At 75.5% G+C, this 26077-nt stretch carries 28 protein-coding genes and 1 pseudogene; 7 read left to right on the plus strand and 22 right to left on the minus strand.

Going from position 1 to position 26077, the window contains the following annotated elements; all coding sequences use genetic code 11:
* Positions 1 to 4: 4 nt before the first annotated feature.
* Both H505_RS0105220 and H505_RS0105225 read right to left on the minus strand, forming a co-directional pair.
* A complete protein-coding gene (locus tag H505_RS0105220) occupies positions 5 to 1177 on the minus strand; it encodes an acyl-CoA dehydrogenase family protein (protein ID WP_026401127.1) in 1173 nt (390 codons plus the stop codon).
* Positions 1178 to 2308: an acyl-CoA dehydrogenase family protein gene (locus tag H505_RS0105225; RefSeq protein ID WP_026401128.1), complete on the minus strand. Its 1131-nt coding sequence runs from the start codon at positions 2306 to 2308 to the stop codon at positions 1178 to 1180.
* Between the two features lie 259 nt (positions 2309 to 2567).
* Here H505_RS0105225 and H505_RS0105230 point away from each other — a divergent pair, with 259 nt between their 5' ends.
* Positions 2568 to 3242, plus strand: coding sequence for a TetR family transcriptional regulator (locus H505_RS0105230; RefSeq protein WP_026401129.1), 675 nt, complete (start codon positions 2568 to 2570; stop codon positions 3240 to 3242).
* A 52-nt stretch (positions 3243 to 3294) separates the two neighbouring features.
* Here H505_RS0105230 and H505_RS0105235 read toward each other — a convergent pair whose 3' ends face one another.
* Both H505_RS0105235 and H505_RS0105240 read right to left on the minus strand, forming a co-directional pair.
* Entirely contained in the window at positions 3295 to 4299 is a 1005-nt protein-coding gene (locus H505_RS0105235) for a CU044_5270 family protein (protein ID WP_026401130.1), read from the minus strand.
* Complete coding sequence (locus H505_RS0105240; RefSeq protein ID WP_026401131.1) at positions 4296 to 4877, minus strand: RNA polymerase sigma factor; 582 nt, start codon at positions 4875 to 4877, stop codon at positions 4296 to 4298. Before H505_RS0105240 ends, H505_RS0105235 begins: the two co-directional genes overlap by 4 nt.
* A gap of 403 nt (positions 4878 to 5280) precedes the next feature.
* Here H505_RS0105240 and H505_RS39940 point away from each other — a divergent pair, with 403 nt between their 5' ends.
* Positions 5281 to 5517, plus strand: coding sequence for a DUF397 domain-containing protein (locus H505_RS39940; RefSeq protein WP_034516820.1), 237 nt, complete (start codon positions 5281 to 5283; stop codon positions 5515 to 5517).
* A 120-nt stretch (positions 5518 to 5637) separates the two neighbouring features.
* Positions 5638 to 6990: an MBL fold metallo-hydrolase gene (locus H505_RS0105250; RefSeq protein ID WP_026401132.1), complete on the plus strand. Its 1353-nt coding sequence runs from the start codon at positions 5638 to 5640 to the stop codon at positions 6988 to 6990.
* On the opposite strand, the gene H505_RS47300 is transcribed toward H505_RS0105250, so the two are convergent.
* Together H505_RS47300 and H505_RS0105260 are read right to left on the minus strand one after the other, a co-directional pair.
* Entirely contained in the window at positions 6959 to 7213 is a 255-nt protein-coding gene (locus H505_RS47300; RefSeq protein ID WP_026401133.1) for an SPASM domain-containing protein, read from the minus strand. The genes H505_RS0105250 and H505_RS47300 overlap by 32 nt on opposite strands.
* Before the next feature lie 151 nt (positions 7214 to 7364).
* A complete protein-coding gene (locus H505_RS0105260) occupies positions 7365 to 7808 on the minus strand; it encodes a MarR family winged helix-turn-helix transcriptional regulator (RefSeq protein ID WP_026401134.1) in 444 nt (147 codons plus the stop codon).
* A gap of 106 nt (positions 7809 to 7914) precedes the next feature.
* On the opposite strand from H505_RS0105260, the gene H505_RS0105265 reads away from it, so the two are divergent.
* The gene (locus H505_RS0105265) at positions 7915 to 8349 is read left to right on the plus strand and encodes a PaaI family thioesterase (protein WP_026401135.1); all 435 of its coding nucleotides are present in this window, start codon (positions 7915 to 7917) and stop codon (positions 8347 to 8349) included.
* Between the two features lie 12 nt (positions 8350 to 8361).
* Here H505_RS0105265 and alc read toward each other — a convergent pair whose 3' ends face one another.
* The 3 genes from alc to H505_RS0105280 are packed head-to-tail and all read right to left on the minus strand — an operon-like array spanning position 8362 to position 11448.
* Entirely contained in the window at positions 8362 to 9363 is a 1002-nt protein-coding gene (gene alc / locus H505_RS0105270) for an allantoicase (RefSeq protein ID WP_026401136.1), read from the minus strand.
* Entirely contained in the window at positions 9360 to 10277 is a 918-nt protein-coding gene (locus H505_RS39950) for an amidohydrolase family protein (protein ID WP_341849554.1), read from the minus strand. The genes alc and H505_RS39950 overlap by 4 nt, the downstream gene beginning before the upstream one ends.
* A gap of 16 nt (positions 10278 to 10293) precedes the next feature.
* Positions 10294 to 11448, minus strand: coding sequence for an RNA-guided endonuclease InsQ/TnpB family protein (locus H505_RS0105280; RefSeq protein WP_026401137.1), 1155 nt, complete (start codon positions 11446 to 11448; stop codon positions 10294 to 10296).
* A gap of 23 nt (positions 11449 to 11471) precedes the next feature.
* On the opposite strand from H505_RS0105280, the gene tnpA reads away from it, so the two are divergent.
* Complete coding sequence (tnpA, locus tag H505_RS0105285; RefSeq protein ID WP_084549891.1) at positions 11472 to 11900, plus strand: IS200/IS605 family transposase; 429 nt, start codon at positions 11472 to 11474, stop codon at positions 11898 to 11900.
* 71 nt (positions 11901 to 11971) lie between these two features.
* Here the strand turns inward: tnpA and H505_RS0105290 are convergent.
* The 9 genes and pseudogenes from H505_RS0105290 to uraD form a co-directional block, all read right to left on the minus strand.
* Positions 11972 to 12397: pseudogene (locus H505_RS0105290) on the minus strand (amidohydrolase family protein); the annotation flags it as partial.
* Positions 12398 to 12476: 79 nt separating this feature from the next.
* Positions 12477 to 13283, minus strand: a complete 807-nt coding sequence (locus tag H505_RS0105295) for a hydroxypyruvate isomerase family protein (RefSeq protein WP_199748090.1) — start codon at positions 13281 to 13283, stop codon at positions 12477 to 12479.
* A gap of 45 nt (positions 13284 to 13328) precedes the next feature.
* Positions 13329 to 15722 carry a molybdopterin cofactor-binding domain-containing protein gene (locus H505_RS0105300; protein ID WP_084549926.1) on the minus strand — a complete coding sequence of 798 codons (2394 nt, stop codon included), beginning with the start codon at positions 15720 to 15722 and terminating at the stop codon, positions 13329 to 13331.
* 42 nt (positions 15723 to 15764) lie between these two features.
* Positions 15765 to 17117: an 8-oxoguanine deaminase gene (locus tag H505_RS0105305; protein WP_026401142.1), complete on the minus strand. Its 1353-nt coding sequence runs from the start codon at positions 17115 to 17117 to the stop codon at positions 15765 to 15767.
* On the minus strand, positions 17114 to 17614 hold the full coding sequence (locus H505_RS0105310; RefSeq protein WP_026401143.1) for a (2Fe-2S)-binding protein: 501 nt from the start codon (positions 17612 to 17614) through the stop codon (positions 17114 to 17116). Before H505_RS0105310 ends, H505_RS0105305 begins: the two co-directional genes overlap by 4 nt.
* Positions 17614 to 18492: an FAD binding domain-containing protein gene (locus H505_RS0105315; RefSeq protein ID WP_026401144.1), complete on the minus strand. Its 879-nt coding sequence runs from the start codon at positions 18490 to 18492 to the stop codon at positions 17614 to 17616. Before H505_RS0105315 ends, H505_RS0105310 begins: the two co-directional genes overlap by 1 nt.
* A 10-nt stretch (positions 18493 to 18502) precedes the next feature.
* Positions 18503 to 19369, minus strand: a complete 867-nt coding sequence (pucL, locus tag H505_RS0105320; protein ID WP_026401145.1) for a factor-independent urate hydroxylase — start codon at positions 19367 to 19369, stop codon at positions 18503 to 18505.
* 5 nt (positions 19370 to 19374) lie between these two features.
* The gene (uraH, locus tag H505_RS0105325; RefSeq protein WP_026401146.1) at positions 19375 to 19689 is read right to left on the minus strand and encodes a hydroxyisourate hydrolase; all 315 of its coding nucleotides are present in this window, start codon (positions 19687 to 19689) and stop codon (positions 19375 to 19377) included.
* Positions 19690 to 19758: 69 nt separating this feature from the next.
* The gene (gene uraD, locus H505_RS39955) at positions 19759 to 20223 is read right to left on the minus strand and encodes a 2-oxo-4-hydroxy-4-carboxy-5-ureidoimidazoline decarboxylase (protein ID WP_034516823.1); all 465 of its coding nucleotides are present in this window, start codon (positions 20221 to 20223) and stop codon (positions 19759 to 19761) included.
* A gap of 162 nt (positions 20224 to 20385) precedes the next feature.
* Here uraD and H505_RS50900 point away from each other — a divergent pair, with 162 nt between their 5' ends.
* Complete coding sequence (locus H505_RS50900) at positions 20386 to 20988, plus strand: PucR family transcriptional regulator ligand-binding domain-containing protein (protein WP_211238397.1); 603 nt, start codon at positions 20386 to 20388, stop codon at positions 20986 to 20988.
* Positions 20989 to 21203: 215 nt separating this feature from the next.
* Positions 21204 to 21929 carry a PucR family transcriptional regulator gene (locus H505_RS50905; RefSeq protein ID WP_211238398.1) on the plus strand — a complete coding sequence of 242 codons (726 nt, stop codon included), beginning with the start codon at positions 21204 to 21206 and terminating at the stop codon, positions 21927 to 21929.
* A gap of 33 nt (positions 21930 to 21962) precedes the next feature.
* Here H505_RS50905 and H505_RS0105340 read toward each other — a convergent pair whose 3' ends face one another.
* The 4 genes from H505_RS0105340 to H505_RS0105355 form a co-directional block, all read right to left on the minus strand.
* Positions 21963 to 22478, minus strand: a complete 516-nt coding sequence (locus tag H505_RS0105340) for a pyridoxamine 5'-phosphate oxidase family protein (RefSeq protein ID WP_026401147.1) — start codon at positions 22476 to 22478, stop codon at positions 21963 to 21965.
* A 14-nt stretch (positions 22479 to 22492) separates the two neighbouring features.
* Entirely contained in the window at positions 22493 to 23353 is an 861-nt protein-coding gene (locus H505_RS0105345; protein ID WP_026401148.1) for an alpha/beta fold hydrolase, read from the minus strand.
* Positions 23354 to 23591: 238 nt separating this feature from the next.
* A complete protein-coding gene (locus H505_RS0105350) occupies positions 23592 to 24521 on the minus strand; it encodes an NAD-dependent epimerase/dehydratase family protein (RefSeq protein WP_026401149.1) in 930 nt (309 codons plus the stop codon).
* On the minus strand, positions 24518 to 26035 hold the full coding sequence (locus H505_RS0105355; RefSeq protein WP_026401150.1) for a class I adenylate-forming enzyme family protein: 1518 nt from the start codon (positions 26033 to 26035) through the stop codon (positions 24518 to 24520). The genes H505_RS0105350 and H505_RS0105355 overlap by 4 nt, the downstream gene beginning before the upstream one ends.
* Positions 26036 to 26077: the final 42 nt, after the last annotated feature.

Raw genomic sequence — 26077 nt, forward strand, 5'->3', positions numbered from 1 at the left:
GACGTCAGCGCGGGGCGCGGGGCAGCCCGAGGCCGATCATCGAGATCAGCTCGCGCTGGATCTCGTTGACGCCGCCGCCGAACGTCAGCACGAGGGCGCCCTTGACGCCCTCGTCGAGCCGCTCGATGAAGTCGGCGGTCGCGGGGTCGCCCGGGTCGCCGAAGCGGGCCAGCACGTCGCCGATGATCCGGCCGACGTCCTGCATCCGCTCCGAGCCGTAGATCTTGCTGGCGGACGCGTCGGCGGCGCCGAGCCAGCCGAGGTCCTGGTTCGCGGCGACCTGCCAGTTCAGCAGCTCGTTCACGCGCAGGTAGGCGTACACCCGGCCGAGGGCGCGGCGGACGGCGGGCTCCTCGATGGGCGGCCGGCCGCCCCGCCCGTCCGCCGTGCGGGCCCAGCGCTCGAACCGGTCGTAGGTGTGGCCGATGTTCCCGGCGGGGGCGAGGGTGACCCGCTCGTGGTTGAGCTGGTTGACGATGAGGTCCCAGCCCTTGTTCTCCTCGCCGATCAGCATGTCGGCCGGGACCCGGATGTTCTCGAAGTACGTCGAGTTGGTGTGGTGCCGGCCGTCCATCGTGATGATCGGCGTCCACGAGAACCCCGGGTCCCGGCAGTCGACGATGAGCATCGAGATGCCCTTGTGCTTCTTGGCGTCCGGGTCGGTGCGGGCGGCGAGCCAGACGTAGTCGGCGTGCTGGGCGCCGGAGGTGAAGATCTTCTGCCCGTTGACGACGTAGTGGTCGCCGTCCCGGACGGCGGTGGTGCGCAGGGCCGCCAGGTCGGTGCCCGCGCCGGGCTCGCTGTAGCCGATCGCGAAGTGGCACTCGCCCGCGAGGATGCGCGGGATGAAGTACTCCTTGTGCGCGTCGGAGCCGTACTGCAGGATCGTCGGCGCGACGGAGTTCAGCGTGATGAGCGGGTAGGGGACCTCCGCCCACGCGATCTCGTTGGCGAAGATCGTCTGCTCCACGGGGCCGTAGCCGCGGCCGCCGTACTCCTTCGGCAGCGCGACGCCGAGCATCCCGTCGCGGCCGAGCCGCCGCGTGTGCTCCATGAACTCGGGCCCGAACGGGTCGCGGCGGATGGCCTCGGCCTGCTCGGCGGTCAGGCAGCCGCGGAAGTACTCGCGCAGCTCGGCGCGGAGCTTCTTCTGCTCGTCGGTCAGGTCGATGAACATTCAGTCCTCCCGGACCCGCACGAGGGCGCCGATCGTGTCGAGGGTGTCCTCCGCGCCGCCGAGCAGGTGCCCGTAGTGCTTGCCCCAGGCGAAGTAGCGGTGCAGCGGGTAGGTGACGTCCAGGCCGATGCCGCCGTGCAGGTGCTGGCAGGTGTAGAGGGCCTGCACGACGGGCTCGCAGGCGTTGAACGCGGCGACCGCCAGCACCTCGTCGGCGTCGGGCGCGCCCTCCGCGAGCCGCCACACGCCCGCCCAGACGGCCACGTCGAGCGCGCGCTTGGCGATGTAGACGTCGCCGATCTGCATCGTGACGGCCTGGAACTGCGCGAGCGCCCGGTCGAACTGCTCGCGCGTCTTCACGTACTCCTTGGTGAGGTCGAGCGCGCCCTCGATCACCCCGGACGCGACGGCGACGGCCCCCGCGACGGCCGTCCGGCGCAGGGTGTCCCACGCGGCGCCGTCCGCGCCGGCGTCGGGGCCGCCGAGCAGCGCGTCGGCGCCGACCCGGACGCCGTCCAGCGCGATCCGCGACAGCGGCTCGGAGATCGCCGACGGCTGCGCGGTGATCGCGACCCGCGACGGCTCGACCAGGAACACGCCGACGCCCGCGCCCTCGACCCGCGCCGGGACGAGGATCCGCGCGGCCTCGCGGGCGCACGGCACGAACGTCTTGACGCCGTCGAGCACATAGCCGTCGCCGTCCCGGCGGGCCGTCGCCCCGACCTCCCCGGCCGGGCCCGGCTCGCGGTACGCGCCGGTCAGGACGGTCTCGCCCTCGGTCAGCGGGGCGAGCAGCGCGCGCTGCTCCGCCGTGCCGTGCCGGGCGATCGGCAGCGCCGCGAGCGCCAGCGACGCGTACGCCGGGACGGGCGCGACCTTCGCGCCGACCTCGCGCAGCACGACGGCCAGCTCGACCGGGCCGAGGCCCGCGCCGCCGACGTCCTCGGGCAGCACGACGCCGAGCAGCCCGGCCTGCGCGAGGGCCTTCCAGGTGCCGCCGTCGAACGCGGGCCCGCCCTTGCCGTGCTCCTCGTCGAACGCCTCCAGCCGTTCGGCCGTCGCCTCGCGCGCCAGGACGTCCGCGGCGAGGCCGCGGAGTTCGCCCCGGGTCTCGTCGAGGTTGAAGTCCACTCATCCGCTCCCTTCCAGGAGGTGCGGCCGGCCGCGCCGACCCCACGGCCGAAAGTAGAACAGATTCTACTTTGTGTCCAGAGGGTTGATCGGCGCCCGTTCGGGCGCGATTCACCTAGCATGGCCGCGTGGACGGGACGGCGACGGACGGTCGCACGGCACCCTGCGCCGACCGTTCAGATAACAGGTTCTTGCAACCGTTGTAGGCTGGGGGCGACACGGCGGGCGATCGGGCCCGCCCGAAGGGAATGTGAGGACCGTGACCGCAGAGCCGACCGTGGCCGAGGACGAGAGCCCGGGTCAGCCCGCCGGGCGGGCGGGCCAGAACGCGCGGTCCCGCAGCCAGCACCAGCGGCGCAAGCGTATCGTCCAGGCGGCGGCCGCGCTCGCGTCGCGCGGCGGCATCGACGCCATGCAGATGCGCACCGTCGCCGAACGGGCCGGGGTGGCGCTCGGCACCCTCTACCGCTACTTCCCGTCGAAGGACGACCTCGTCGTCGCCGTCGTCGGCGAGGAGATCGAACTGCTCGAACGCAGCATCGAGCGCCGCCCGCCCCGCGCGGGCACGTCCCCGCAGCGGGCGGTGGAGGCGCTGATGCGCGCCACCCGCGGCCTGATGCGGGAGCCGGAGCTGGCCGCCGCGCTGATCCGGTCGCTGCTGCTGTCGGACGTCCAGACCGACTTCAGCGACCGGATGACCGGCCTGCTGCTGCGCGCCGCCCTCGGGCCCGAGACCGGCGCGACCGACGGCGGCGCGCCCGAGAGCGGCGCGCCGGAGCCGGGCGCCCGCGTGGACGACCCACGGCGGGTGATGGCGCGCGCGCTCACCGCCGTCTGGACGATGGAGATGATCGAGATGCTGCGCGGGCAGGCCGGGGCCGACGAGATCCAGGCCCGCCTGGAGATCGCCGCCGCGCGGCTCCTCGCCGACTGAACGCGGACGGGCGGCCGGAGGACCCGCCTCCGGCCGCCCGTCGCGTTCCGCGCTACGGAAGCTGCCCGGCGTCGTCCACGATCCCGGTCTTCACCTGGACCGTCAGCCGCATCAGGTCGCCCTTGCGGAACGCGAGGGTCCCGTCCTCTCCCCGCGTCGAGTGCTCCCTGATCGCGACGGCCCGCTCACCGAGGTAGCCGTACGTCTTCGGGTCGAAGAGGATCTCCTCGTGGAGGTACCCCTCGGTGATCCGGCCGAGGGCGATCGCCTGCCGCCCGGACATGTCCAGGCGCCCCTCGACGAGCGTCACGTCCGGGATCTGCTTGATCGCCCGGAACACCGCCGCCTCCAGCTTCGGCGGCAGCACGTTGTCCCGCAGGATCGCGCTGAGCGTCGTGTAAGCCGTCGCGTAGCGCCCCTCGGCGGTCTCGCCGAGCCCGCCCATGTCCGCGTAGACCCACGTCAGCAGCGCGTCCGGGTCCGTCGGCAGCTTCGCCAGGCTCGCGTAGTCCGACGGCGGCGACCCCGCGATCATCGGCGACCGTTCGAGCCGCCCGTTCTCCATGTACGCGATCATCTTGCCGTCGGCGCGCGTCCAGCTCTTGTTCGTGCGCGTGTCGGCCGGGTCGTCCGACAGGGGCCCGTTGGGGGTGTCGCCGCGCCGCGACCGCGACTCGACGTAGACCCACTGGTCGGGGCGGGGCGCGGTGAACGCGCGGGTCTCCGCGGACATCGCGGCCCGCTCCAGCAGCTCGGACGCGTTCGCGACCGGTCCCGCCGGGATGCCCGGGACGACCGGCGCCGGCCGTCCGTGCTCGTCCACGCCGCCCGACTGGAGCACCGTCACGCCGACGACGGCGGCGGTGGCGAGCGCGCCGACCGCGGCGAGCCGGATCCCGAGGCGGGGGAGGCGCCCGCCGGGGGCGTGCCGGGGCGCCGCGGCGGGCGCGCGTCCGGCGGTGCGGTCCATGAGGGCGGCGCGGGCGCCGGTCCGGGCGGCGGACGAGGGCGCCGCCGGCTCGTCCCACGCCTCGCGCAGGGCGTCGATGTCGTTCATCGGATGGTGTCCTCTCCCAGGTCGAAGCCGCCGCCCAGTGCGGCACGGATCTTCTTGCGGGCCCGGTGCAGCCGCGACCGGGCCGTCCCGGCCGGGATGCCGAGCGCCTCGGCCGCCTCCTGCACGCCGAGGTCGGCCCAGGCGACCAGGAGCAGCACGTCCCGGTCGCCGCGCGACAGCTTCCGCAGCGCCTTGGCGAGCGGCCCGCGCGCGGCCTGCGCGTCGAGCCGCCCGGCGACGCGGTCGGCGTGCCCGGCGTCGGCGGCGGGAGCCGCGGCGCGGGCCAGCGCCCGGTACTGGCGGGCCTCCGCGCGGTGCTGCCGCGCGATCAGGTTGGACGCGATCCCGTACAGCCAGGGCCGGACGTCCGCGCGGGACGCGTCGTAGCTCCCGCGCCGGTCGAACGCGATCAAGAACGTCTCGGCGGCCACGTCGTCGGCGAGCGTCGGCCCGAGGCGCCGCGACGCGTACCCGTGGATCGCGGCGTAGTGCCGGTCGAACAGGGCGGCGAAGCACTCCGGTTCCGTCAGCGAGCGCCGGACGATCTCGGTGTCGCCGTCGATGGCGGGCGCCGTCATGCGCGCCCGCCCGGCGGATCAGGGGGACGCGGGCGGTCCGGGAACGCCGCCCGCGTGGGGTCAGGGATCATGTCGTGCCTTCCGCTGTGAGCGTCGGTCACTCCCGCTTCGCCGATCCCCCGGCGCGCGTTCGCGGTTTTTTCCGCCGAGACGGGCGGCCCCTTCGACGACAACGGGATACACACTGAAAAAGCCCTCGAAGGCGATTCATTGTGGCCGATCGTCCTCGCCCGTACAGTCCGGCATGCGGGCTCCTCCCCGCCGCGAGGCCCCGCCCCGGCCGCCGCTCCCCGCGGCGGGCGGCCGCTCCCCCCACCGTGGGCGGCCGGGGCGTTCCGCTGTGTGACCGGCCCGTCCCGGACTACGCTGGGCGCCGACAGCGCCGGGACGAAGAAGGTGTGCAGTGACCGAGCAGGAACCGATCCTCAGCGACGGGGTCATCATCGAGTTCGTCGACGGCGGCGACGTCCCCGTCCGGCACAAGGACTTCGGTGAGCGGGCCGTCGTGATGCGCGACGCGAAGAACCCCGAGGGCCCGATCCTCTACTTCACCGAGGCCGAGTGGGACGCCTTCATCGCGGGCGTCAAGGACGGCGAGTTCGACGACCTCCTGGAGGAGGAGCCCGCCGAGGGGGCCTGACCCCCGCTCCGGCCCCGCGCTCCGCTCCGGACCGCGGGGCCGAATTGCCCCGGTTTCGACGGGCATGTACCCCTCATCGGACGAGCCCGCCGCGCGGGCGGGCGGTCGAAGGGGGCGACCATGACCGACGTCGAGATCATCGAGACCGCCGCACTGGGCGACCGCAGCCACGTCGCGCACGACGGCGGGCACGCCATCGTCATCGACCCGCAGCGCGACCTCGACCGCGTCTCCCGCGTCCTGGACGGACTCGGGGTGCGCTGCGCGCTCGTCCTGGAGACGCACGTCCACAACGACTACGTGTCCGGCGGCCTCGAACTGGCCCGCGCCACCGGCGCCGACCACGGCCTCCCGGCGTCCGCCCTCCTCGCGTTCGACCACCGCCCGCTGGCCGACGGCGACGAACTCGACGTCGGCGACCTGCACGTCCGGGCCGTCGCCACCCCCGGCCACACCGACGCCCACCTCGCCTACGCCGTCGACGGCCCGGGCGGGACGGCCCTGTTCACCGGGGGCTCCCTCCTCTACGGGACGGTCGGCCGCACCGACCTCGTGGCCCGGTCCCGCACCCGCGAACTCGCCCGCGCCCAGTACCGCTCCGCCCGCCGGCTCGCCGGCGTCGCCGGCGACGACGCCCGCGTCTACCCGACGCACGGGTTCGGCAGCTTCTGCTCGTCCGCCCCCGCCACCGACGACGCCGTGTGGACGCTCGGCGACGAACGCGCCCGCAACGACGCGCTGACCGAACCGTCCGAGGACGCCTTCGTCGACCGCCTCGTCGCGGGCCTCTCCGCCTACCCGCGCTACTACGCCCAGATGGGCGAGCGGAACATCGCGGGCGCCGGCCCCGCCGACCTCTCCCCGCCCGCCCCCGTCGCCCCGGACGAGCTCGCCGCCCGCATCGCGCGCGGCGCATGGGTCGTCGACCTGCGGTCCCGCACCGCCTACGCCGCCTCCCACGTCCGGGGCACGGTCGGCGTCGAGCTCTCCCGCCCGTTCGCCACCTACATCGGCTGGCTGATCCCCTGGGGCGCCCCGATCACCCTGATGTCCGACTCCCCCGAGCAGATCGCGGAGGCGCAGCGCCAGCTCGTCCGCATCGGCATCGAGCGCCCGGCGGGCGCCGCCGTCGGGCCGCCCGAGGCCGCCGCCCCGGGCAGCGTCACCGGCTACCCCACCGCCGCGTTCGCCGACGTCCCCTCGGGCGCGACCGTCCTGGACGTCCGCCGCGCGGACGAGCGCGCCCGCGGCGCCGTCGTCGGCTCGATCGGCGTCCCGCTGCACACCCTCGGCGCCCTCGTCGACGAGCTTCCCGGCGACGAGCTGTGGGTGCACTGCGCGAGCGGCTACCGGGCGTCGATCGCCGCGAGCCTCCTGGACCGCGCCGGCCGCGACGTCGTCCTGATCGACGACGACTACGCCGCCGCCGACGCCGCGGGCCTCACGACGTCCCCCGCCGCGGGCTGGGCGTGACGGCCCGCCGTCCGGGCCACCGGAGCGCGCCGGGGCGGCGGTGGACGAACGGGGGGCCGGGACCGCCCGCGGCGGCGGCCGCGTCCCGGACGAGGCCGTGGTCCGGGGAGAGCGCGCGGGCCGGGTCGGTGCGGGCGGCGTCCCCGGTGAGGGCGTGCGCCCGGCGGCGGCAGCCGCCGAAGTCGGTCTCGCGGCGGGGGCACTCCCGGCACGGGCCGGTCATCCAGCTCGTGCCCCGGTAGGCGCTGAAGGCCGGCGAGTCCGTCCAGACCCGGGCGAGGGGCTCGTCCCGGACGTTCGGAACGCGAGGTCGGTGATCCCGTAGGCGGCCGGGCACGGCAGCGCGGTGCCGTCCGGCCCCACGGGGCGGCGGGTCAGGCGGGGGCGCCGGGATCCCAGTGGGCGAGGTCGCGCATGGCGGCGGCGGTGCGCAGGAACCCGTCGTCCCCGAGGAGCTCCCGCAGCTCGGCATTGAACCGGTCGATCTCGGGTTGGGCGGCGCGGAGCGCGGCGCGCCCGCCGGCGGTCAGCTCCAGCACCACGGCGCGGTGCTCGCGCGGATGCGCCCGCCGCGCCACGAGCCCCGCCTTGACGAGCCGGGCGACGAGCGCGGTCACGGCCGACTCGCGCAGCCCCAGGGTGCGGGCGAGCCCGCGCTGGGTGACGTCCGGCCCCTCCCGTACGGCGAGCAGCGCGCCGAGCTGGGCGGTGGTCACCCCGGCGGCGGCGAGGCAGCGCCGGTCGGCGACCGTGCGCAGCCGGTGCGCCGCCCGTTGCAGCAGGAAGAACAGACGCGGATCGGGCTCAGCCTCGGACATAGCGCGATCCTGGCAGACCCCGCGAGCCGGCGACGCCCGCGCGGTGGGGCGTTGACACGCGGGGAGACGGCCCGGCATTCTCACTTCACTAGTGAAGTGAGGTGGCATGGACACGACGGTGGATCTGGCGACCGCGCAGCAGGTGCTGGCGGCGCAACCCTTCAACACGCTCGTCGGCGCGCGGCTGGTCGCCTTCGGCGACGGGGAGGCGACGCTCGAACTGGACGTCCACGACGGCCTGCGGCAGCAGAACGGCCACGTGCACGGCGGGGTGCTCGGCTACCTGGCGGACAACACCCTGACGTTCGCCGCGGGGAGCGTGGTGGGGACCCGGCTGATCACCGCGGGGTTCACCATCGACTACCTGCGCCCCGCCCACGGGACGCTGCTGCGGGCGCACGCCCGGATCGTCCGCGCCGGCCGGACCCGGGTCGTGTGCCGCTGCGACATCGCGGCGGTCGCCGCCGACGGGACGGAGCGGCTGTGCGCGGCCGCGCAGGGCACGATCGCCGTGCCCGGGGAGCGCGCGTTCGCGTCCTGACGCCGTCCCGGGTCACGCGCCCGCGAGGTCGTCCCACCGGGCGCGCACGGCCCGCTCGCCGTCCGGGGTGAGCTCGCCGAGCAGGCGGAGCCGCGCCAGGCCGCCGTCGGGGTGCACGTCCACGCGCACGAGGGACGCCTCCACGGGCGGCACGCGGAACCGGTGGCGGGTGTCGGGCCGGACCCGGGTCCGCGGCAGGACGTCGTGGGAGGGCGCCCGGCCGCCGTCGCGCATCGCCCGGACGGCGACCTCGGCGGGGGCGTTGAACTTCAGGTTCGTCGTGTCGACCTCGACCAGCGTGACCAGGCCCGGGCCGGCGAGGCGCACGAGCGCCCAGTCGTGCCCGGGGCCGCGGCGGCGCGCCGTCTCCCAGCCCTCCGCCTGGGTGCGGGCGAGGCCGGGGAGCAGCATGTTGCCGGGCGACGAGTAGAACGCGTCCGAGCACCCGACCACCCGCGCGCCGTTCTCGAGGGCGGCGAGGTCCACCGTGAGCCCGGTCAGCAGCCGCGGATCCGGGACGACCTCGCCGTGCACGCGCAGCCGCGCGATGCCGCCGTCCGGGAACATGTTCAGCCGGACGTGCGTGAACAGCCGCCCCGCGTCGACGGGGAACGCGTGCGCGGCGTCGCCCCCCAGCGGCGACTTCGGGACGATCTCGACCCAGTCGGCGTCCGCGAGTTCGGCGGGGCCCGGGTACCCGTCGGCGCGGCACGCCTCGACGGACGCGTGCGGCGGATAGTTGCCTCTGAACCAGGCGGTGTCGACGACGACGCCGCGGACCACGCCGGGCAGGCCGAGCCGGACGAGCGCCCAGTCGTGCCCGGGGCCGCGCCGCCGGGCCGTCTCCCACCCGTCGTACTCCTGCCCCTTCGGCCCGAACGTCTCCGGGCGGAACGCGGGCGCCCACGGGTTGATCAGGTTCTCCTTCGCCGCGAACGACTCGTCGCCGGCGGCGAGCACCGAGCCGCCGAGCGTCCGGACGGCCAGGTCGGGGAGCGCGGCGAAGCCGGTCACGCGGTCTCCGATCGGGTCAGCGGGCGGCCGGCCGGGGCGCCGCCGGCGGGCGCGCCGCGCAGCCAGGTCGTCCGGACGGCGCCGGTGAGGGCGCGGCCCGCGTACGGCGTGCCGGGGTGGCGGTGGTGGAGGGCGGCGGGGTCGACGGTGAACGCCGCGTCGGGGTCGAAGGCGACGAGGTCGGCGTCCCGGCCGACCTCGATGGCGCCCTTGCCGGGGACGCGGGCGAGCGCGGCGGGCGCCGCGGACATCCAGCGGACGACGTCGGCGAGCCCGTGGCCGCGGGCGCGCGCGGCCGTCCAGACGGCGGGCAGGCCGAGCTGGAGGGACGACACGCCGCCCCACGCGGACGCGAAGTCGCCGCGTTTCAGTTCGGGCGCGCAGGGCGAGTGGTCGGTGACGACGCACGAGATGACGCCGTCGGCGAGGCCCCGCCACAGTTCGTCCCGGTTGCCGGGGTCGCGGATGGGCGGGCAGCACTTGAACGCGGTCGCGCCGTCCGCGACGTCGTCGGCGGTGAGGGCGAGGTAGTGCGGGCAGGTCTCGGCGGTGACGGGCAGCCCGGCGGCCCGCGCCGCCGCGAGCGGGGCGAGGCAGTCGGCCGCCGAGAGGTGCAGGACGTGCGCGCGGACGCCCGTCTCCGCGGCGAGCCGCACGACCCGTTCGACCGCGCGGCGCTCGGCCGAGGGCGGGCGGGACGCGAGGAACGCGGCGTAGCCCCCGCCGGCGGGGGCCGTCAGGGCGGCGGGGTCCTCGGCGTGCACGACGGCGAGGCCGCCGAACGACGCGATCTCGGCGAACGCGTCCCGCATCTCGTCCGGGGACAGCGGCGGGAACTCCGGGACCCCCGAGTCGGCGGTGAAGCACGTCAGCTTCTCGGCCCTGAAGGGACCGAGCTTGCAGCTCCTCGCCACCACTGGGTGTGATGGGTCAGGCCGCGTCGTCGGCAGCGTGACTCACTGCCCAGCCCGCCGCACCGCGCGCGGCGATGTTGCGGGCTGCGTTCACGTCGGCGTGCTCAGCGAAGCCGCACGAGGTGCATCTGAATGTCGCCTGGTCGGGGCGGTTGCTCTTGTCGATATGGCCGCACGCCGAACACCCGCGGGAGGTGTTGCGAGGATCGACGTGCACCACGACCACCCCGGCCCGGCGCGCCTTGTAGGCGATGAACTCGCCGAGCTGGGAGAAACTCCACGAGTGCAGCGTGACCCGCTGGGGCTTTCTGAGCCGGACCCTGCACCGGATACCGCCCAGGTCTTCCAAGGCGATGCCGCGGCAGGTGCGTTGAGCCTCGGTCACGATCTGCTTGGACACGCAATGGTTCGTATTCGCCGCGAAGCGCGCTTCGCGGCCGGCCAGGTGCCGCAGCCGCCGTCTGGCGGACTTGGTGCCCTTGGACTGCAGCTTCTTGCGGAGGCGGCGGTTGCGGTGCCGGACCCGGTTCAGGTCCTTGCCGGCATGGACGGTGCCGTCGCTGGTGGTGGCGATGTTGACAATCCCCAGATCGGTACCCAGGAACCCGTTCTCAGGGTTGTTGATCTCGGGTTCGGGGATGTCGCAGGTGGCGTGCAGGTACCAGTTCCCGCCCCGGTGGACCAGGTCGGACTCGCCCCGCCGGTACCCGGTGAGGAGTTTCAGCTGCTCGGGCGAGCACTGGAAGGCGATGCCGGGTGTACGGCCGCGCACGGTCCAGATCGACACGGTGCCGGCGTCGAGCCGCCAGGACAGCGACCGGTCGTCGAACGGCTGCGCGGCGTCCTTGCGGAACCGCACCGGTCTGCCCTCCACCTCACGGCGCCGCCTGCAACCCTCCGGGCCGTAGTTGCCCGCCTTCAGGTTCTCCCTCAAGGTGGCGTAGGCCCCGGCAGCCTTGCGGGCGGCGTGGATCGCCGGCTGCGCCGACAGGCCCATGCCCTTCAGCTCCCGGTAGACGAGGCGCTGCAGGCCGGTTCTGCTGGTGATGCCGGTGGCGAACGCGCGGCGGGAGGCGTGGTTGGCGGCCCGGTTGCAGGCGTGCAGCGTGTCCCGGAGAGCCGCCGCGGCGGTCTCGTCCGGGCACAACTTCACCTGCACGACCAGCTTCACCGCGCCAGGTTAGCATCTTGTCCATGTCACCGAGGTGGGTTCCAGACCCCAACATCAGGCGTGGCCGCAGCGTCGTTTTCAACCTCCATGTTCATCTTGTCTTTGTCACGAAGTATCGGCGTGGTGTGTTCACCGGGGCCATGCTGGAGCACTGCGAGACGGTCATGCGGGAGGTGTGCGAGGGGATGGGCGCCGAGCTGCGCGAGTTCAACGGCGAGGACGACCATGTCCACCTGCTCGTGCACTACCCGCCCAAGCTGGCGATCTCGACCCTGGTCAACCGCCTCAAGGGCACCTCGGCGCACTACCTGCGCAAACAGTTCCCCGCCCATGTCCGCACGTATCTGTGGGGCAATCATTTCTGGTCGCCGTCCTACTTTGCGGCATCCTGCGGCGGGGCGCCGCTGACGGTCATCGCCGAGTACATCGACCGGCAAAAACGCCCGGACTGACGTCCGGGCGCGGGGCAGGGAAGCGATTCCTCCCGGCCGTGAACGACCGGGATTCCTCGCTAGAGCGTGTTGAACCCGAACACGCCGCGCTCGTGCAGCGGCCGCAGCGCGGCGAGGTTGCCGGGGACGGCGCCGCCCCAGAACCCGACGTCCACGTGGCACGCGCCGTCCGCCGCCGCGCGCTTGGCCGCGAGCGCGGCCGGGCCGGTGGTGGGCGGCAGCGAGTTGAGCGGCATGTCGACGAGGGCGGTGACGCCCCCGGCCGCCGCCGCGCGGGTCGCGGTCGCGAACCCCTCCCACTCGGTGCGTCCGGGCTCGTTGATGTGGACGTGCGTGTCGACGAGGCCCGGCAGCAGCGCGGTGCCGCCGAGGTCGACGCCGGACGGCGCGCGGAGGGGCCCGTCGTAGGGGCCGATCGCGGCGATCCGGCCGGCGCGGACGGTGACGGCCGCGGGGCGCTCGCCGTCCGGCAGGACGGTCCGGCGGGATCTGATCACGAGGTCGGGGGGCACGCGGCTCCTTCCGGGGAGCGGAGACGCCGCGGGCGCCCCCGCGGCGGCTCACGGTCGGGGCCGCTCATGCCCGGAGGTCCTCCATCCAGGCGAACTCCCGCTCCGTCGGCCCGTCCGGCCGGTACTCGAGCGCGACGCGGCCGTCGTACCCGATGGCGTCGAGCACGCGGAACAGGCGGGGGAAGTCGATCTCCCCGGTGCCGGGCCGGCCCCGGCCGGGGGCGTCGGCGATCTGCACGTGCCCGATGTCGGCGGCGTGCTCGCGCGCGGCCTTCTCCAGGTCGTCGCCGTTCACGGTCAGGTGGAAGGCGTCGAAGAGGAGCTTCACGTTCGCCGCGCCCGCCGCCCGCGCCCGCCGCACGACGGCCATCGCGTCGGCGGCCGTCTCCAGCGGGTACGCGCCGTTCGCCCCCCGGGAGAGGGGCTCGATCAGCACCGTCCCGCCGAGCGCCCCGACCGCGTCCGCCGCGAACACCAGGTTCGCCGTCGCGGCGCGGTCCTGCTCGGCCGCCGCGACGCCGCCGAGCCGCTGCCCGTACAGGGCGTTGAACGACCGGACGCCCGTCCGCTCGGCGATCCGGACCAGCACGGCGACGCTGTCGCGGAACTCGCCGGCGCGGGCCGGGTCCGACAGGACGCCCCGCTCCCCCGCCGGCATGTCGCCCGCGTAGAAGTTCAGGCCGATCAGCCGGACGCGGGCGTCCGCGAGCGCGGCGCAGAACGCGTCGACGCCGGCGGCGGACGGCACGGGCTCGCCCGGCCACGGCCACCAGAACTCCACCGCGTCGAACCCTGCCGCCTTCGCCGCGGCCGGACGTTCGAGCAGCGGCAGCTCGGTGAACAGGATCGAGCAGTTCACGGCCCACCGCATCCTCATCCGCGCCTCCCTCGGGGCTTCCGCATCCGATGCATGCCGTCATCCTCGGCCACGGCGGTCCCACTCCCCCACCGGGGCCGGGGCGATGTGCTCGGGCCGCACCGGCACCCGGGTGAGCGCGGCGCCCGTGGCGTCGCGGATCGCGGCGACGATGGCGGGCGTGGAGGAGAGCGTGGGCGGCTCCCCGGCGCCCCGGAGCCCGTAGGGGGCGGCGGGGTCGGGGTATTCGAGGATGTCCAGCCGCATCGGCGGCATGTCCAGGATGGTCGGGATGAGGTAGTCGGTGAAGGACGGGTTGCGGACGAGCCCGCCGGACACCTGGATCTCCTCCAGGACGGCGAGGCCGAGGCCCTGCGCGGAGCCGCCGTGGATCTGGCCCTCCAGCGCCTGCCGGTTGAGGATGCGGCCGACGTCCTGGACGGCGGCCAGCTCCACGACCTTGACGAGGCCGAGTTCGACGTCGACGTCCACGACGGCGCGGTGCACGCAGATGGCGAGCTGGGCGTGGCTGGCGCCCTGCCCGGTCACCGGGTCCATCGGCACGGTGGGCCGGTGGCGGTACTCGCGGGTCTCGTCGAGGACGGCGTCGCCGAGCGCGTCCTCGACCGTGCCGAGCACGCCGTCCGCCCGCGAGACGATCATGCCGCCGGCGACGGCCAGGTCCGCGGTCCCGGCGCGGCCGTACCGGTCGGCGGCGAGCGCGAGGAGTCCGGCGCGGACCGCCTCGCAGGCCGCCTTCACCGCGCCGCCCGACATGTACGACTGGCGGGACGCGCTGGACGAGCCGGCGTCGCCCACCCGGATGTCGGCCGGGGCGATCGCCACCTTCCCGATGCCGAGTTCGGTGCGGGCGATCTGCGCCTGGATCGTCACGAGGCCCTGCCCGACCTCGGCGGCCGCCGTGTGGACGAGCGCGGTCGCCGCGCCGCCGATGACCTCCAGCCGGACGCGGGCGGTGGACAGGTCGTCGAAGCCCTCGGAGAAGCAGATGTTCTTGATCCCGACGCCGTAGCCGACGCCGTAGCCGACGCCGCGCACGACGCCCTCGCCGCGGGTGGTCTGGGACGCGCCGCCCGGCAGGTTCCGGATGTCGGACGTGTCGGCGGGCGCGGGCATCGGCACGGCCTCCAGCCGCCCCAGCATGTCCGCGAGCGGCGCCGGGGAGTCGATGATCTGCCCGCTCGCGATCGCCGACCCCTGCGAGACGGCGTTGCGGCGGCGGACCTCGACCGGGCCGATGCCGCACGCGGCGGCGACCCGGTCCATCATCGACTCGTAGGCGAAGCACGCCTGGACGGCGCCGAACCCGCGCATCGCCCCGCACGGCGGGTTGTTGGTGTACACCCCGTACGCGTCGATCCTGATGTTGGGGATCTCGTACGGGCCGACGCCGAGCGACGCGGCGCCGCCGACGACGTTGCGGGTCGACGACGTGTACGCGCCGCCGTCGAGGACGATCTCCACGTCGGCGTACAGGAGCTTCCCGTCCGCCGCGGCGCCGTACTCGTACCGCATCCGCGCGGGATGCCGGTGGACGTGCCCGAAGAACGACTCCTCCCGGTTGTACGACATCTTCACCGGTTTGCCGGTGCGCAGCGCCAGCATCGCGGCGTGGATCTGCACCGACAGGTCCTCCCGGCCGCCGAACGCGCCGCCGACGCCCGCGAGCGCCATGTGGATCCGGTCCTCGGGGAGGCCGAGGCACGGCGCGATCTGCGCGAGGTCGTTGTGCAGCCACTGCGTCGACACGTACAGCTCGACGCCGCCGTCCTCGGCCGGGACGGCCAGCCCGGCCTCCGGCCCGAGGAACGCCTGGTCCTGCATGCCGACCTCGAACTCCGCGGACACCACGACCGCGGCGGCCGCCTGCGCCGCGCCGACGTCCCCCACCCGGACGGGCTGGTGGCGGACGATGCCGCCGCGCGGCTGCACCCGGAGCCCGTCGGGGTCGGCGACCACCGCGCGGGGGTCGGTGACCGGCTCCAGCACCTCGTAGCCGACGGCGATGCGCTCCAGGGCGCGGCGCGCCGTCTCGGGGTGGTCGGCGGCGACGATCGCGACCGGCTCGCCCTGGTGCCGGACCTCGCCGAACGCGAGGACCGGCTGGTCCGCGGCGCCGTCCTCCCCGTACACCTTCGCGCCGGGCACGTCCTCGTGCGTGAGGGCGGCGTGCACGCCCGGCACCGCCAGCGCGGGCCCGACGTCGATCGACCGGACGAGCGCGCGGGGGTGCGGGCTGCGCAGCGTGGCGCCCCACAGCATCCCGTCCATCCACAGGTCGGACGCGTACGCGAACTCGCCCGTGACCTTGAGGGTGCCGTCGGGGCGGGCCGGGCTCTCGCCGACGCCGCCGGCGCCGGGCGCCTCCACCCTGCCCGGGCTCTTCACCGGACCGCTCCGCACCGGACCGCTTCCCAGCGGGCCGCTTCCCATCGGGCCGCTTCCCATCGGGCCGCTTCCCATCGAGGACGCCATCTACAGCACCTCCTCCGCGAGCCGCATCAGCCGGCGGTGCGCGTCCGCGCCGCGCCGCGCCGCCTCGTCCTGCGGGACGCTCACCAGCACGTCGCCGTCGACGATCGTCCGGCCGCCGACGAGCAGCCGCTCCAGCGGCGGGGTGCCGCCGAACGCGAGGGCGACCACCGGGTCGTCGACGGCCGCGTGGAAGCCGTCCACCCGCCACAGCGCGACGTCCGCGAGCTTCCCCGGTTCGAGGGTGCCCAGCTCGTCGTCGCGGCCCAGGCAGCGGGCGCCGCCGAGGGTCGCCATCTCCAGCGCCTGCCGGGCGGTCAGCGCCGCCGGCCCGTACCGGGCGCGCTGCAGGTAGATCGCCTGCCGCATCTCCCCCGCGAGCGGGACGAGCTCGGCCGACGCCGCCCCGTCCACGCCGAGCCCGACGATCGCGCCCTCCCGCAGCAGGTCCGCCACGCGGGCGATGCCGGCGCCGAGCCGGGCGTTGGAGCTGGGGCAGTGCGCGGTGCCGGTGCGGGTCTCGGCCAGCCGCTTCACGTCGGCGTCGTGCAGGTGGACGCAGTGCGCGAGCCACACGTCGGGGCCGAGCCAGCCGATCGAGTCCAGGTACTCGGCCGGGGTCGTGCCGAACCGCTCGCGGGTGTGCTCCTCCTCGTCGAGGGTCTCGGCGAGGTGCGTGTGCAGCCGGACGTCCTTCTCGCGCGCCAGCTCCGCCGACCGGACGAGCAGGTCGCGGGTCACCGAGAACGGCGAGCAGGGCGCGACGGCGACGCGCAGCATCGACCCCGGCGACGGGTCGTGGTACCGGTCGATCGCGGCCGCGGTCTCGGCGAGGACCGTGTCGAGGTCCTCGACGACCTCGTCGGGCGGCAGGCCCCCGTCGGACCGCCCCCGGTCCATCGAGCCCCGCGCCGGGTGGAACCGGACGCCCAGCTCGGCGGCCGCGTCGATCTCGGCGGCGAACAGGTCGCCGCGCCCCTTCGGGAACAGGTAGTGGTGGTCGGACGCCGTGGTGCAGCCCGACTTCGCGAGCCAGCCGAGCCCGGCGCTTGCCGCGCCCGCGACCACCTCGGCGTCCATCTTCGACCACGGCTCGTAGAGGGTCGTCAGCCACTCGAACAGCGTGCTGTCGCTCGCCATGCCCTGGCTGGCCCACTGGTACAGGTGGTGGTGCGCGTTGACCAGGCCCGGGGTGGCGACGCAGCCGGTGCCGTCGATCTTCTCCGCGCCCTCGATCACGGGGGCCGGCCCGGACCCCACGGCGGTGATGCGGTCGCCGTCGATCACGATGTGCCCGCCGGGATGCTCGTCCCCCGACACCGTCACGACGTGCGCGTTCTCGATGACGGTCCTCATGCGGTCGCTCGTCCCCGGGCGGCCGCCTTGCGCGCGGCCGCGAGGCGCACCGCGTCCAGGATCTGCTCGTACCCGGTGCAGCGGCACAGGTTCCCGGCGAGCGCCTCGCGGATCTCCGCGTCGCTCGGCGCGGGATTGCGTTCGATCAGGTCGTGGGACTGGACGATCAGGCCCGGCGTGCAGAACCCGCACTGGACGGCGCCCGCCTCCACGAACGCCTCCTGCACGGGATCGAGCCGCTCCCCGCCCGGCGCCCCCTCGGCCAGCCCCTCGACGGTGCGGACCTCGCGGCCCTCGGCCTGTCCGGCCGCGACCAGGCACGCGCACGCCGGAACGCCGTCCAGGTACACCGTGCACGAGCCGCACTCGCCCTGCTCGCAGGCGTTCTTGGAGCCCGGCAGGCCCATGCGCTCCCGCAGCATGTACAGCAGGCTCTCGCCCTCCCACACGTCGTCCACGGTCTCCGCCGAGCCGTTGACGGTGAGGTTCACGCGCATCAGGACGCCTCCCTTCCCTCGATGCCCGCCCGGTGGTCGTTCCAGGCCCAGGTGAGCGTGCGCCGCGCCATCACCGCGAGGGCGTGCCTGCGGTAGTCGGCGGTGCCCCGCACGTCGTCGATCGGGGCCGCCGCCCGCGCCACCAGCTCGCCGAACGCCCGCGCCGCCGATTCCCGCAGCGGGCCGCGCCCGTCCCAGTCGAGCCCGGCGGCGGCGAACTCCTCCGCCTCCCGCGCCCGGCGCGGGGTCGCGGCGGCCGAACCGAACCCGGTGCCGACGCGGCGCTCGTCCGGGTGCAGCGCCACCGCGAACGAGCACACCGCGATCACCATCGCGTTCCGGGTGCCGACCTTGGAGAAGTACTGCGGGCCGGACGCCGGCCGGACGCGGAACGCGCGGATCAGCTCGTCCGGCTCCAGCGCCGACCGCTTCACGCCCAGGTAGAACTCCTCCGCCGGGACCGGCCGGACGCCGCGCGCGGCCGACTCGACCTCGATCACCGCGCCCCCGGCCAGCAGCGGCGGGTGCGCGTCGCCCGCCGGGGACGCCGCGCCCAGGTTGCCGCCGACCGTCCCGCGGTTGCGGATCTGCGGCGACCCGACCGTCCGGGACGCCTGCGCGAGCCCCGGCAGCCGGTCGCCCAGCTCCCGGATCAGCCGCGCGTACGGGACGCCCGCGCCGACGCGGAGCGTCCCGCCGTCCTCGTCCCATGCGGCCAGCTCACCGACGCGGGTCAGGTCGAGCAGCGCCTCCGGCCGCCGCGCGTCGAAGTTGATCTCGACCATGACGTCGGTGCCGCCCTGGATCGGCAGCGCACCCGGGTGCGCGGCCTTCGCGGCGAGCGCGTCCTCCCAGGTCGCCGGTCGCAGGAACTCCATCGCGTCCCCCTCAGTTCCACGCGTCCGGCGCGCCCGGGGCGTCGTCGTCGAGCACCGTGCCCTCGATGAGCCCGTACGGGCGGTCGGCCGCGTGGTACACCTCGTTGTCGTTGTCCATGCCGAACGGCCGCAGGTCGACGAGGACGTGGTGCCGGTTCGGCATCGACATCCGCACCTCGCAGACCTCGCGGCGCTCCCGCAGCACGCGCCGCCCCATCGCGTAGAGCGTCTGCTGCAGCGACATGCTGTACGTCTCCGCGAACCCCCTCAGCAGGTGTTCCCGCACCGCCCGGTACGAGTCGTCCCAATCCGCGCCGGCCCGGCGGTGCCGCCAGGTCGCCGTCACGGCCGTCGCCAGGATCCGGTCGTCCGCGGGCTCCAGCGTCGTGAACTCGTCCTCGGCGAACCCGCGGAACTCGCTGCCGGTCGAGTTCAGCAGCGCGAGGCCCGTCACCCCCGACACGACCGTCTCCCGCCCGCCCGTCCCGTCGCTGTGGACGAGCGCGGTCCGCACCTCCGTGCCGTCCCGGACGAACGAGTGCCGCCCGGTGACCCGGCTCCAGGCGTACTCCTCGACCTCCACCCGGGCGTGCGCGACCGGCGGCAGCGCGTCCGCGAAGTGCCGCGCCAGCCGCAGCCCGAAGGTCTCGATCTCCCCGACCCCGTACCGCTTCGCGAACGCGAACACGGTGTTCTTCTGCGTGTCCGTGGGCAGCACCGCCGCGTTGTCGCCGGTCAGATGCGCGGCCTCCATGTCGCCCGACAGCAGCACGCTCACGTTGACGTCCTTGATCCGGTGGACGTCGCCGTCGCGGGTCACGCGGACGACCCGCGTCTCCGCCTTCCCGTACCGGTTGCCGCCGAGCACGATCGCCATGCGTCCTAGCTCCCTCGGTAGGTCGAGTACGCGAACGGGCTGACCAGCAGCGGGACGTGCAGGTGCGCGTCCGGGTCGGCGATCGTGAACGCGACCGCCGCCTCGGGGTAGAAGTCCGACAGGCCCGCCGTGTCGAACGTCAGCCGGTGCACGCCCGCGCCCGGTGCGACGCCCCAGTCGCGGACGCGCCCGTCCCCGTCCGTCCGGGCCTCCGCGAGCGCCGTCCACGCCCCGTCCGGCTCCCTGCGCTCCAGCAGCACCCGCACGCCCCGCGCGGGCAGCCCGCGGGACGCGTCCAGCACGTGCGTCGAAAGGCTCACGCCGACTCCCCGTGGGGGGACGGCCCCCCACACCCCCCGGCAAGAGCCGCGCTCATGCCTTCGCTCCGCTCAGTCATGCCGCTCCCCCATCAGCTTCGCCAGCCGCAGATCGACGATCCCGGCCAGTTCCCGGCGGACGACCGCGCGCTCGGCCTCCGGGTCGTTGCCCAGCCGCTCCCGGAGGGCGGCCAGCATCTCCGCCGCGCTCAGCCCGGTCGCGCAGATGAGGAACACATGCCCGAACCGCTCCTCATATGCGCGGTTGCCCTCGATCAGCGCGTCCCGAACCTCCGCCGGGGCCCCGTCCGCCCCGGACTGCTCGCCCCGCGACCACGCCGGGCCGCGACCGCCGCCCCGCACCCGGTCGCCGATCCGGGGGTGCGCGGCGAGCGCCTCCGCGACGCCGGCCCAGTCCAGCCCGTCCAGCGCCCGCGCCGACGCCGTCCGCAGCTCCGCGGGGCCCGCGCCGCGCACCGCCGCGAGCCACGCGCGGGACGCGCAGCAGGCCCGCAGGTCGTCCTCGGTGACCGGCACCCGCGCCTCCCCTCGTCCGTCCTGACTGCAGTAGACCCGGCGGCCCGCGGCCCGGTCGAGGGACAGGACCTCCGAGAAGCGGCCCCGGTCGGGGCCCCGGTTTCGTGCGTTGCTCCAAGCGCGCCCTACACCCGGACCCGTCCCCCTGGGTTAACTGGCCGTATGAGACTGCGTTCCCTCCTCGCCATGCCCCTGCGGCTGGAGGTCGTCACCGGGGAGGACGAGCTGGACCGGACGATCCGGTGGGTCGTCACCACCGACCTGCTCGACCCCGGCCGCTACCTGCGCGGCCGCGAGCTCGTGCTGACCGGCCTCGTGTGGCGCACCGGCCCCGCCGACTCCGAGACGTTCGTGTCGGCGCTCGCCGCGGCCGGGGTGTCCGCCCTCGCCGCGTGGGACCTCGCGTCCGGCACCGTCCCGGACGACCTCGTCGCGGCGTGCGCACGGCACCGGATCCCGCTGTTCAAGGTCCCCGAGGACGTGGCGTTCGCGACCGTCACCGAGGAGGTCGTCCGGCGGCTGTCGGGCGCCCGCGCCGCCGACCTGACCGCCGTCCTCGACCGGCACCGCCGGCTCGTCGCGGACCGGGGCGCGGGCCTGGACGCCGTCCTCGACCTCCTGGACCGCGACCTCGGCATGCGCTGCTGGGTGCTCGCCCCCACCGGCCGCGTCGTCGCCGGGCCGCCCGCGCCCGCCCCACCGGCCGCGTCGTCGCCGGGCCGCCCGCGCCCGCGCCGCCGGACGCCCTGGCCCGCGCGTTCCTGACCGCGCCGCGGCTCCCGCACCACCTCGCCGACCCGGGCGTCACCCTCTTCCCCGTCGCGGAGGACGCCACCTCGCGCGTCGCCGACTGGTTCCTGGCCTGCGCGGGCGACGCCGCCGACTGGCCCCCCGAGCGCCGCGCCCTCGCCGCCGAGCTCGCCGCGATCGCCGCGCTCGAACGCGCGCGCCTCGACGACCGCCTCGGCGTGGAGGGCCGGGTGGCGCAGGAACTCGTCCGCCTCGTCGCCGCCGCCGCGCCCCCCGACGAGATCGCCCCCCGGCTCGAACTCGCGGGCCTCGACCCCGCGGCGTCGTTCGTCGCGGTCGCCGCCACGGGGCGCGGGTCCCTGCGGCCGGGCGAGCTGCGCACGCTCCTCGCGGAGGCCGCGCCGGTCCCCCGCCCCCTCGTGGGCCTGCTCGACGACGAGGCCGTCGCGCTCGTCCCCGCCGCCCCGGACGCGGACGTCGCCGGCGGCGTGCAGGCCGCCCTGCGGGCCCTCGCCCCCGGCCTCGCCGGCTCCGGCATCGCCGTGGGCGTCAGCGACGTCGTCCCCGCCGCCGAACTGCGCGGCGCCGTCGAGGAGGCGCGCTGCGCGCGCCGCATCGCCGCCGGCCGCACCGACCCCGTGCGCATCGTCCGGCACGACGAGCTCGCCACGCACGTCCTGCTGCTCGCGAGCGTGCCGGACGACGTCCGCCAGATGTTCGAGATGCGGCTCCTCGCTCCGCTGCGGAGCTACGACGACGCCCACAAGGCGGACCTGATCCGCACCCTCGAGACGTTCCTGCAATGCTCCGGGTCTTGGACGAAATGCGCCGAACGGCTGCACCTGCACGTGAACTCCGTCCGGTACCGCATCCAGCGCATCGAGGACCTCACCGGCCGCGACCTGTCCCGCCTGGAGGACCGGGTCGACTTCTTCCTCGCCCTCCGCCTCGCCTAGGACCGCCCCGAGCCCGGTGCGCGGTCGCGCCCGTCAGTTCCGGGCGAAGCGGTACCTCGTCTGCCCGTGGGGGTCCTTGGCGAACGCGAACACGGCGGACGGCTCGACGCGGAACACGGCCGCGGCGTCCTCGCCCGCGCCGAAGACACCGTCCCCGACCTCGAAGCGCCAGGTTTCGCCGTACTTGTCCACGTACGCGTCGGCCAGGCGCCGCAGGGACGGCCGGTCGGTCACCCGCACGGCGGCGCCCTCGACGACCACGTCGAGGCCCTTCGCCCACGCGTTGCTCCCCGTGGTCAGCGTCACCTGCCGGCTGTGGTCGAGGTTGCGGGCCTTCTGCTCGCGCAGGCCGGTGCAGAAGTGGACGGCGTCCTCCCGCAGCACCCCGATGAGGGGCGTCACGTGCGGACGCCCGTCCCTTCGCACGGTGGCGAGCCAGTACAGTTCCGCGTCCCGCAGCACGCGCCGCGCCTCTGGCCACGGCGTCGCTCGCGCGGACGGGTCGCTGAACCGGCCGTCGAACTCGGTGACGGGTCCGTCTCCGGTCATGGGATGCCTCGCTCTCAGGCGGTGTGGCGGGTGATGGCGGGGACGACCGTGTCCCAGGTGCGGCGCGGGAGGCCCTGGCCGGTGCGCGGGAGGACCAGCAGTTCGGCGCGGGGGATCTCGGCGGCGAGGGCCTCGGCGTTGCCGAGCGGGAAGAACGGGTCGTCCTCGCCGTGGATCACCAGCGCGGGGGCGGTGATCTCGGGGAGCCGCTCGCGCCAGCGGTCGCCGCAGTCGAGGGCGGCGAACACGGTGCCCATCTGGTTCGCGCGGTGCGCCTTGCCGGGGTCGTCGCCGGCGGGCGTCCGGTCGTAGACGCGCTCGATGTCCGCGCGGGCCTCGTCCTCGTCGAAGTCGCGGCCCCCGGTCACGCGGGCGCTCGCGAGCCGGAAGGCGACGACGGACGCCCGGTCGGTCCAGTCGACCGGCGGAGCGTTCATGAACGCCTCCATGACCTCGGGCGCGTGGTCGGGGAGGTCGGGGTCGACCGGGCCGGGGGCGACGGGCCGGGTGCCGATGAGGGTGAGGGTGGCGACGCGGTCGGGGTGGTCCAGCGCGAGGAGCTGGGCGATCCAGCCGCCGGGACCGGCGCCGGCGACGTGCGCGCGGGGCAGGTCGAGCGCGTCGAGCAGGGCGGCGGCGTCCGCGACGAGGTCGCGGAGGGTGTAGCCGGGGGCGTCCGGGTCGACGGTGGTGGAGCGGCCCACGTCGCGCAGGTCGTACCGGACGACGAAGCGGCGCAGGGCCGCGAGGCGGGTGCAGAAGGCGTCGGGCCAGGTGAGCATCGTGCCGCCGATGAGCAGGATCGGCGGCTCCGCGGGGTCGCCGAAGGTCTCCGCGCACAGCTCGACGCCGTTGGCCTTGATGAGTTCTTCCATGCCCGTTCCGACCCGCGCGGCGCCCGGAACTCATCGGCCGGCGGCGCGGGAGCGCCGCCGGCCGGGGGCGGTCAGGACCCGGTGACGGCGGCCGGGGCCGCGGAGATGCTCTCCTCGGCGGCGTCCCGGCGGACGCCGAGGCCGGGGCAAAACGCCGTCGCCGTCCTCCAGTTCGAGGAGCGCGAGAAGGAGGTGCTCGGTGCCGATGTAGTTCCGACCGTCAACCGCACGTTGACGATCACCAGTCGGCGGCCCCCGCGAAGGACGTCCGGTGCGGCCGGTAGCCGAGGATCCCGCGGGCCGCCGTGATGTCGAGGGTCCGCTCGACGGCGAGATGGCTGATCGCGTACCGGGTGATCCGGGGCGGTTCGGGACGTCCGGCCAGCAGGAACGCGCCCTCGGCGACGGCGGCGACCGGGCGGGCCAGGGCCGCCGGGACGTAGACCGGCCTGGCCCGGACGCCGCGCTCGCGCAGGATCTCCCGGAACGCCGCGTCGATCGTCACGGGTTCGGCGTCGGCGACGTTGAACGCGCGCGGGACGACGTCCGGGACGGTCGCGGCCAGCGTGCACGCCTGCACGAGGTTGCCGATCGACGTGAGGCTGACGCGCTGCCCGCCCGTCCCGACCGCGGGCAGCACCGGCCCCCGCACCGCGGAGAGCACGCGCGGGAGCAGGGTCGTGTCGCCGGGCCCGTAGACGGCGTGCGGCCGCAGGACGACCGCGCCGCGGGAGAGCGCGAGCCGTTCGGCCGCCGCCTTCGAGGCCCCGTAGGCGTTCATGTAGCGGCGGACGGGCGCCTCGTCCTCGGTCGCCATGGCGCTCGGCCGGAACGGGTCGTACACGCTCGCCGTGCTGACGTGCACGAACCGCGCGTTCGGGAACGTCGCGAGGGCACTGCGGGTGCCGGTGAGGTTCGCGGCGAACAGGCCGGCGGGGCGTCCCCAGTCGGTGACGCTCCCCGCGCAGTGGATCACCGCGTCCACGCGGGGCGGGTCGGGCGGCGGGCCGTGCGCGAGGTCCCACGGCCGGTAGGGCGCGCCGCCCACGTGCCCCGTGGCCACGGCGGGACGGCGGCCGAACGCGAGGACCGTCGCGCCCTCGGCGGCGAGGGCGCGGCACACCGCGCCGCCGACGAACCCGGACGCGCCGGTCACGGCGATCCTCACCGCGCCACCGCCTCGCGGAGCCGGTCGCGGTCGAGCTTGCGCGTGCGGCCGGAGCGGGGCAGCTCGGGGAGGACGACGACGCGGTCGGGCAGCGCGTCGTGGTCGATGACGTCCGGGAGGACGCGGCGGAGCCGTCCGGGCAGGCCGGGCGGGGCCGCACCGGCGGGCACGACGGCCAGGACCACCTCCTCGTCGCCGGTGGACGGGTCCGGGACGCCGACGATCGCGGCCTCGGCGACGTCCGGGAGCGCGGCGATCGACGGCTCGTACAGGCCCGGGTACAGGTTGAACTTGCCGCGGATCAGCATGTCCTTCTTGCGGCCGGTGAGGACGAGCCGCCCGCCGTCGAGGCGGGCGAGGTCGCCGGTCGGCAGTTCGTCCAGGGGGTCGGCGCCGAGGTAGCCGCGGCACAGGTTCGGGCCCGAGAGCAGCAGCTCGCCGTCGTCCGCGACGCGCGCCCCGACGCCCGGCAGCGGCGTCCCGAGCAGGTCGCCCGGCCCGGCGAACGCGAGCTTCTCCTCCGCCGATGCGATCGCGACCGGAAGGATCTCGGTCATCGCGTACACCGACGCGACCTCGGCCGACGGCGCCGCCGCCGCGGCCCGCCGCAGGATCGCGGGCGGCGCCGGGGCAGCGCCGAGCAGGACGTGCCGCAGCGTTCCCGGCAGCTCCGGCGTCGCGTCCAGGATCTCCGCGAGGTGCACGGGGACGCAGAACGTGTGCGTCGCCCGGCGGTCGCGGAGCAGCCGGGCGAACTCGGCGGGCGGGCAGCCGAGCGGCGGCAGCGACCAGCGGGCGCCGGAGATCAGCGTGGGCAGCCCGAGCATGAGCTGGTCGGTGTGGACGACGTCGCCCGGGCCGAGCGGCAGCCGCGCCCGGAACAGGTCGAGCGCCGCCGCGAGCGATCCCTGCGTGTGGACGACCGCGCGCGGATCCGCCGTCGTCCCGGACGTGAAGATCACGGCGGCGGGCGCGTCCGGATCGGCGTCCGCGGCGGGTTCGGGCGCCGGGCCGGACGCGAGGCGGGCGAACGCGAGGGAGCCGCGCGGGACGCCCGGCAGCCGCCGGCCCACGTGGACGTGCCGCATCGGCCCCGCGCCCGGGACCCGCAGCTCGGCGAGGTTCGGCAGGAGCAGCCCGCGGCGCCGCGCGTACGCCCGGACGGGCCGCAGCCGGCTGCCCGCGTACAGGACCGACTCCGCCGCCGACCAGCGGGGCCGCGCCAGCCGCAGCCGCGCGGTGAACATCTCCGGCCCGGCACCCGGGTCGGCGAACACGACCACTCCCCCGGCGGCGACGACGCCGAGCGCCAGCGCGAGCGACTCCGGCGACGGCCGCACGGAGAACAGCACCCCGTCCCCGGGTTCCAGACCCTCCGATATCAACCCGTGCCGGACGGCCAGCACCCGCCGCCGCAGTTCCCCGTAGGTGAGCGCGGCGCCGTCCCCCGCGACGAGCGCGACCGCCGCGGACGTCCGCCCCGCCTGCTCCAGCAACCGCCGAACGAGCGTCATCGCGCCCCCTCCCCCGGCCGGGCGGCCCGCCCCCGCCGCAGG

Source organism: Actinomadura rifamycini DSM 43936 (assembly GCF_000425065.1).
Taxonomy (GTDB): Bacteria; Actinomycetota; Actinomycetes; order Streptosporangiales; family Streptosporangiaceae; genus Spirillospora; species Spirillospora rifamycini.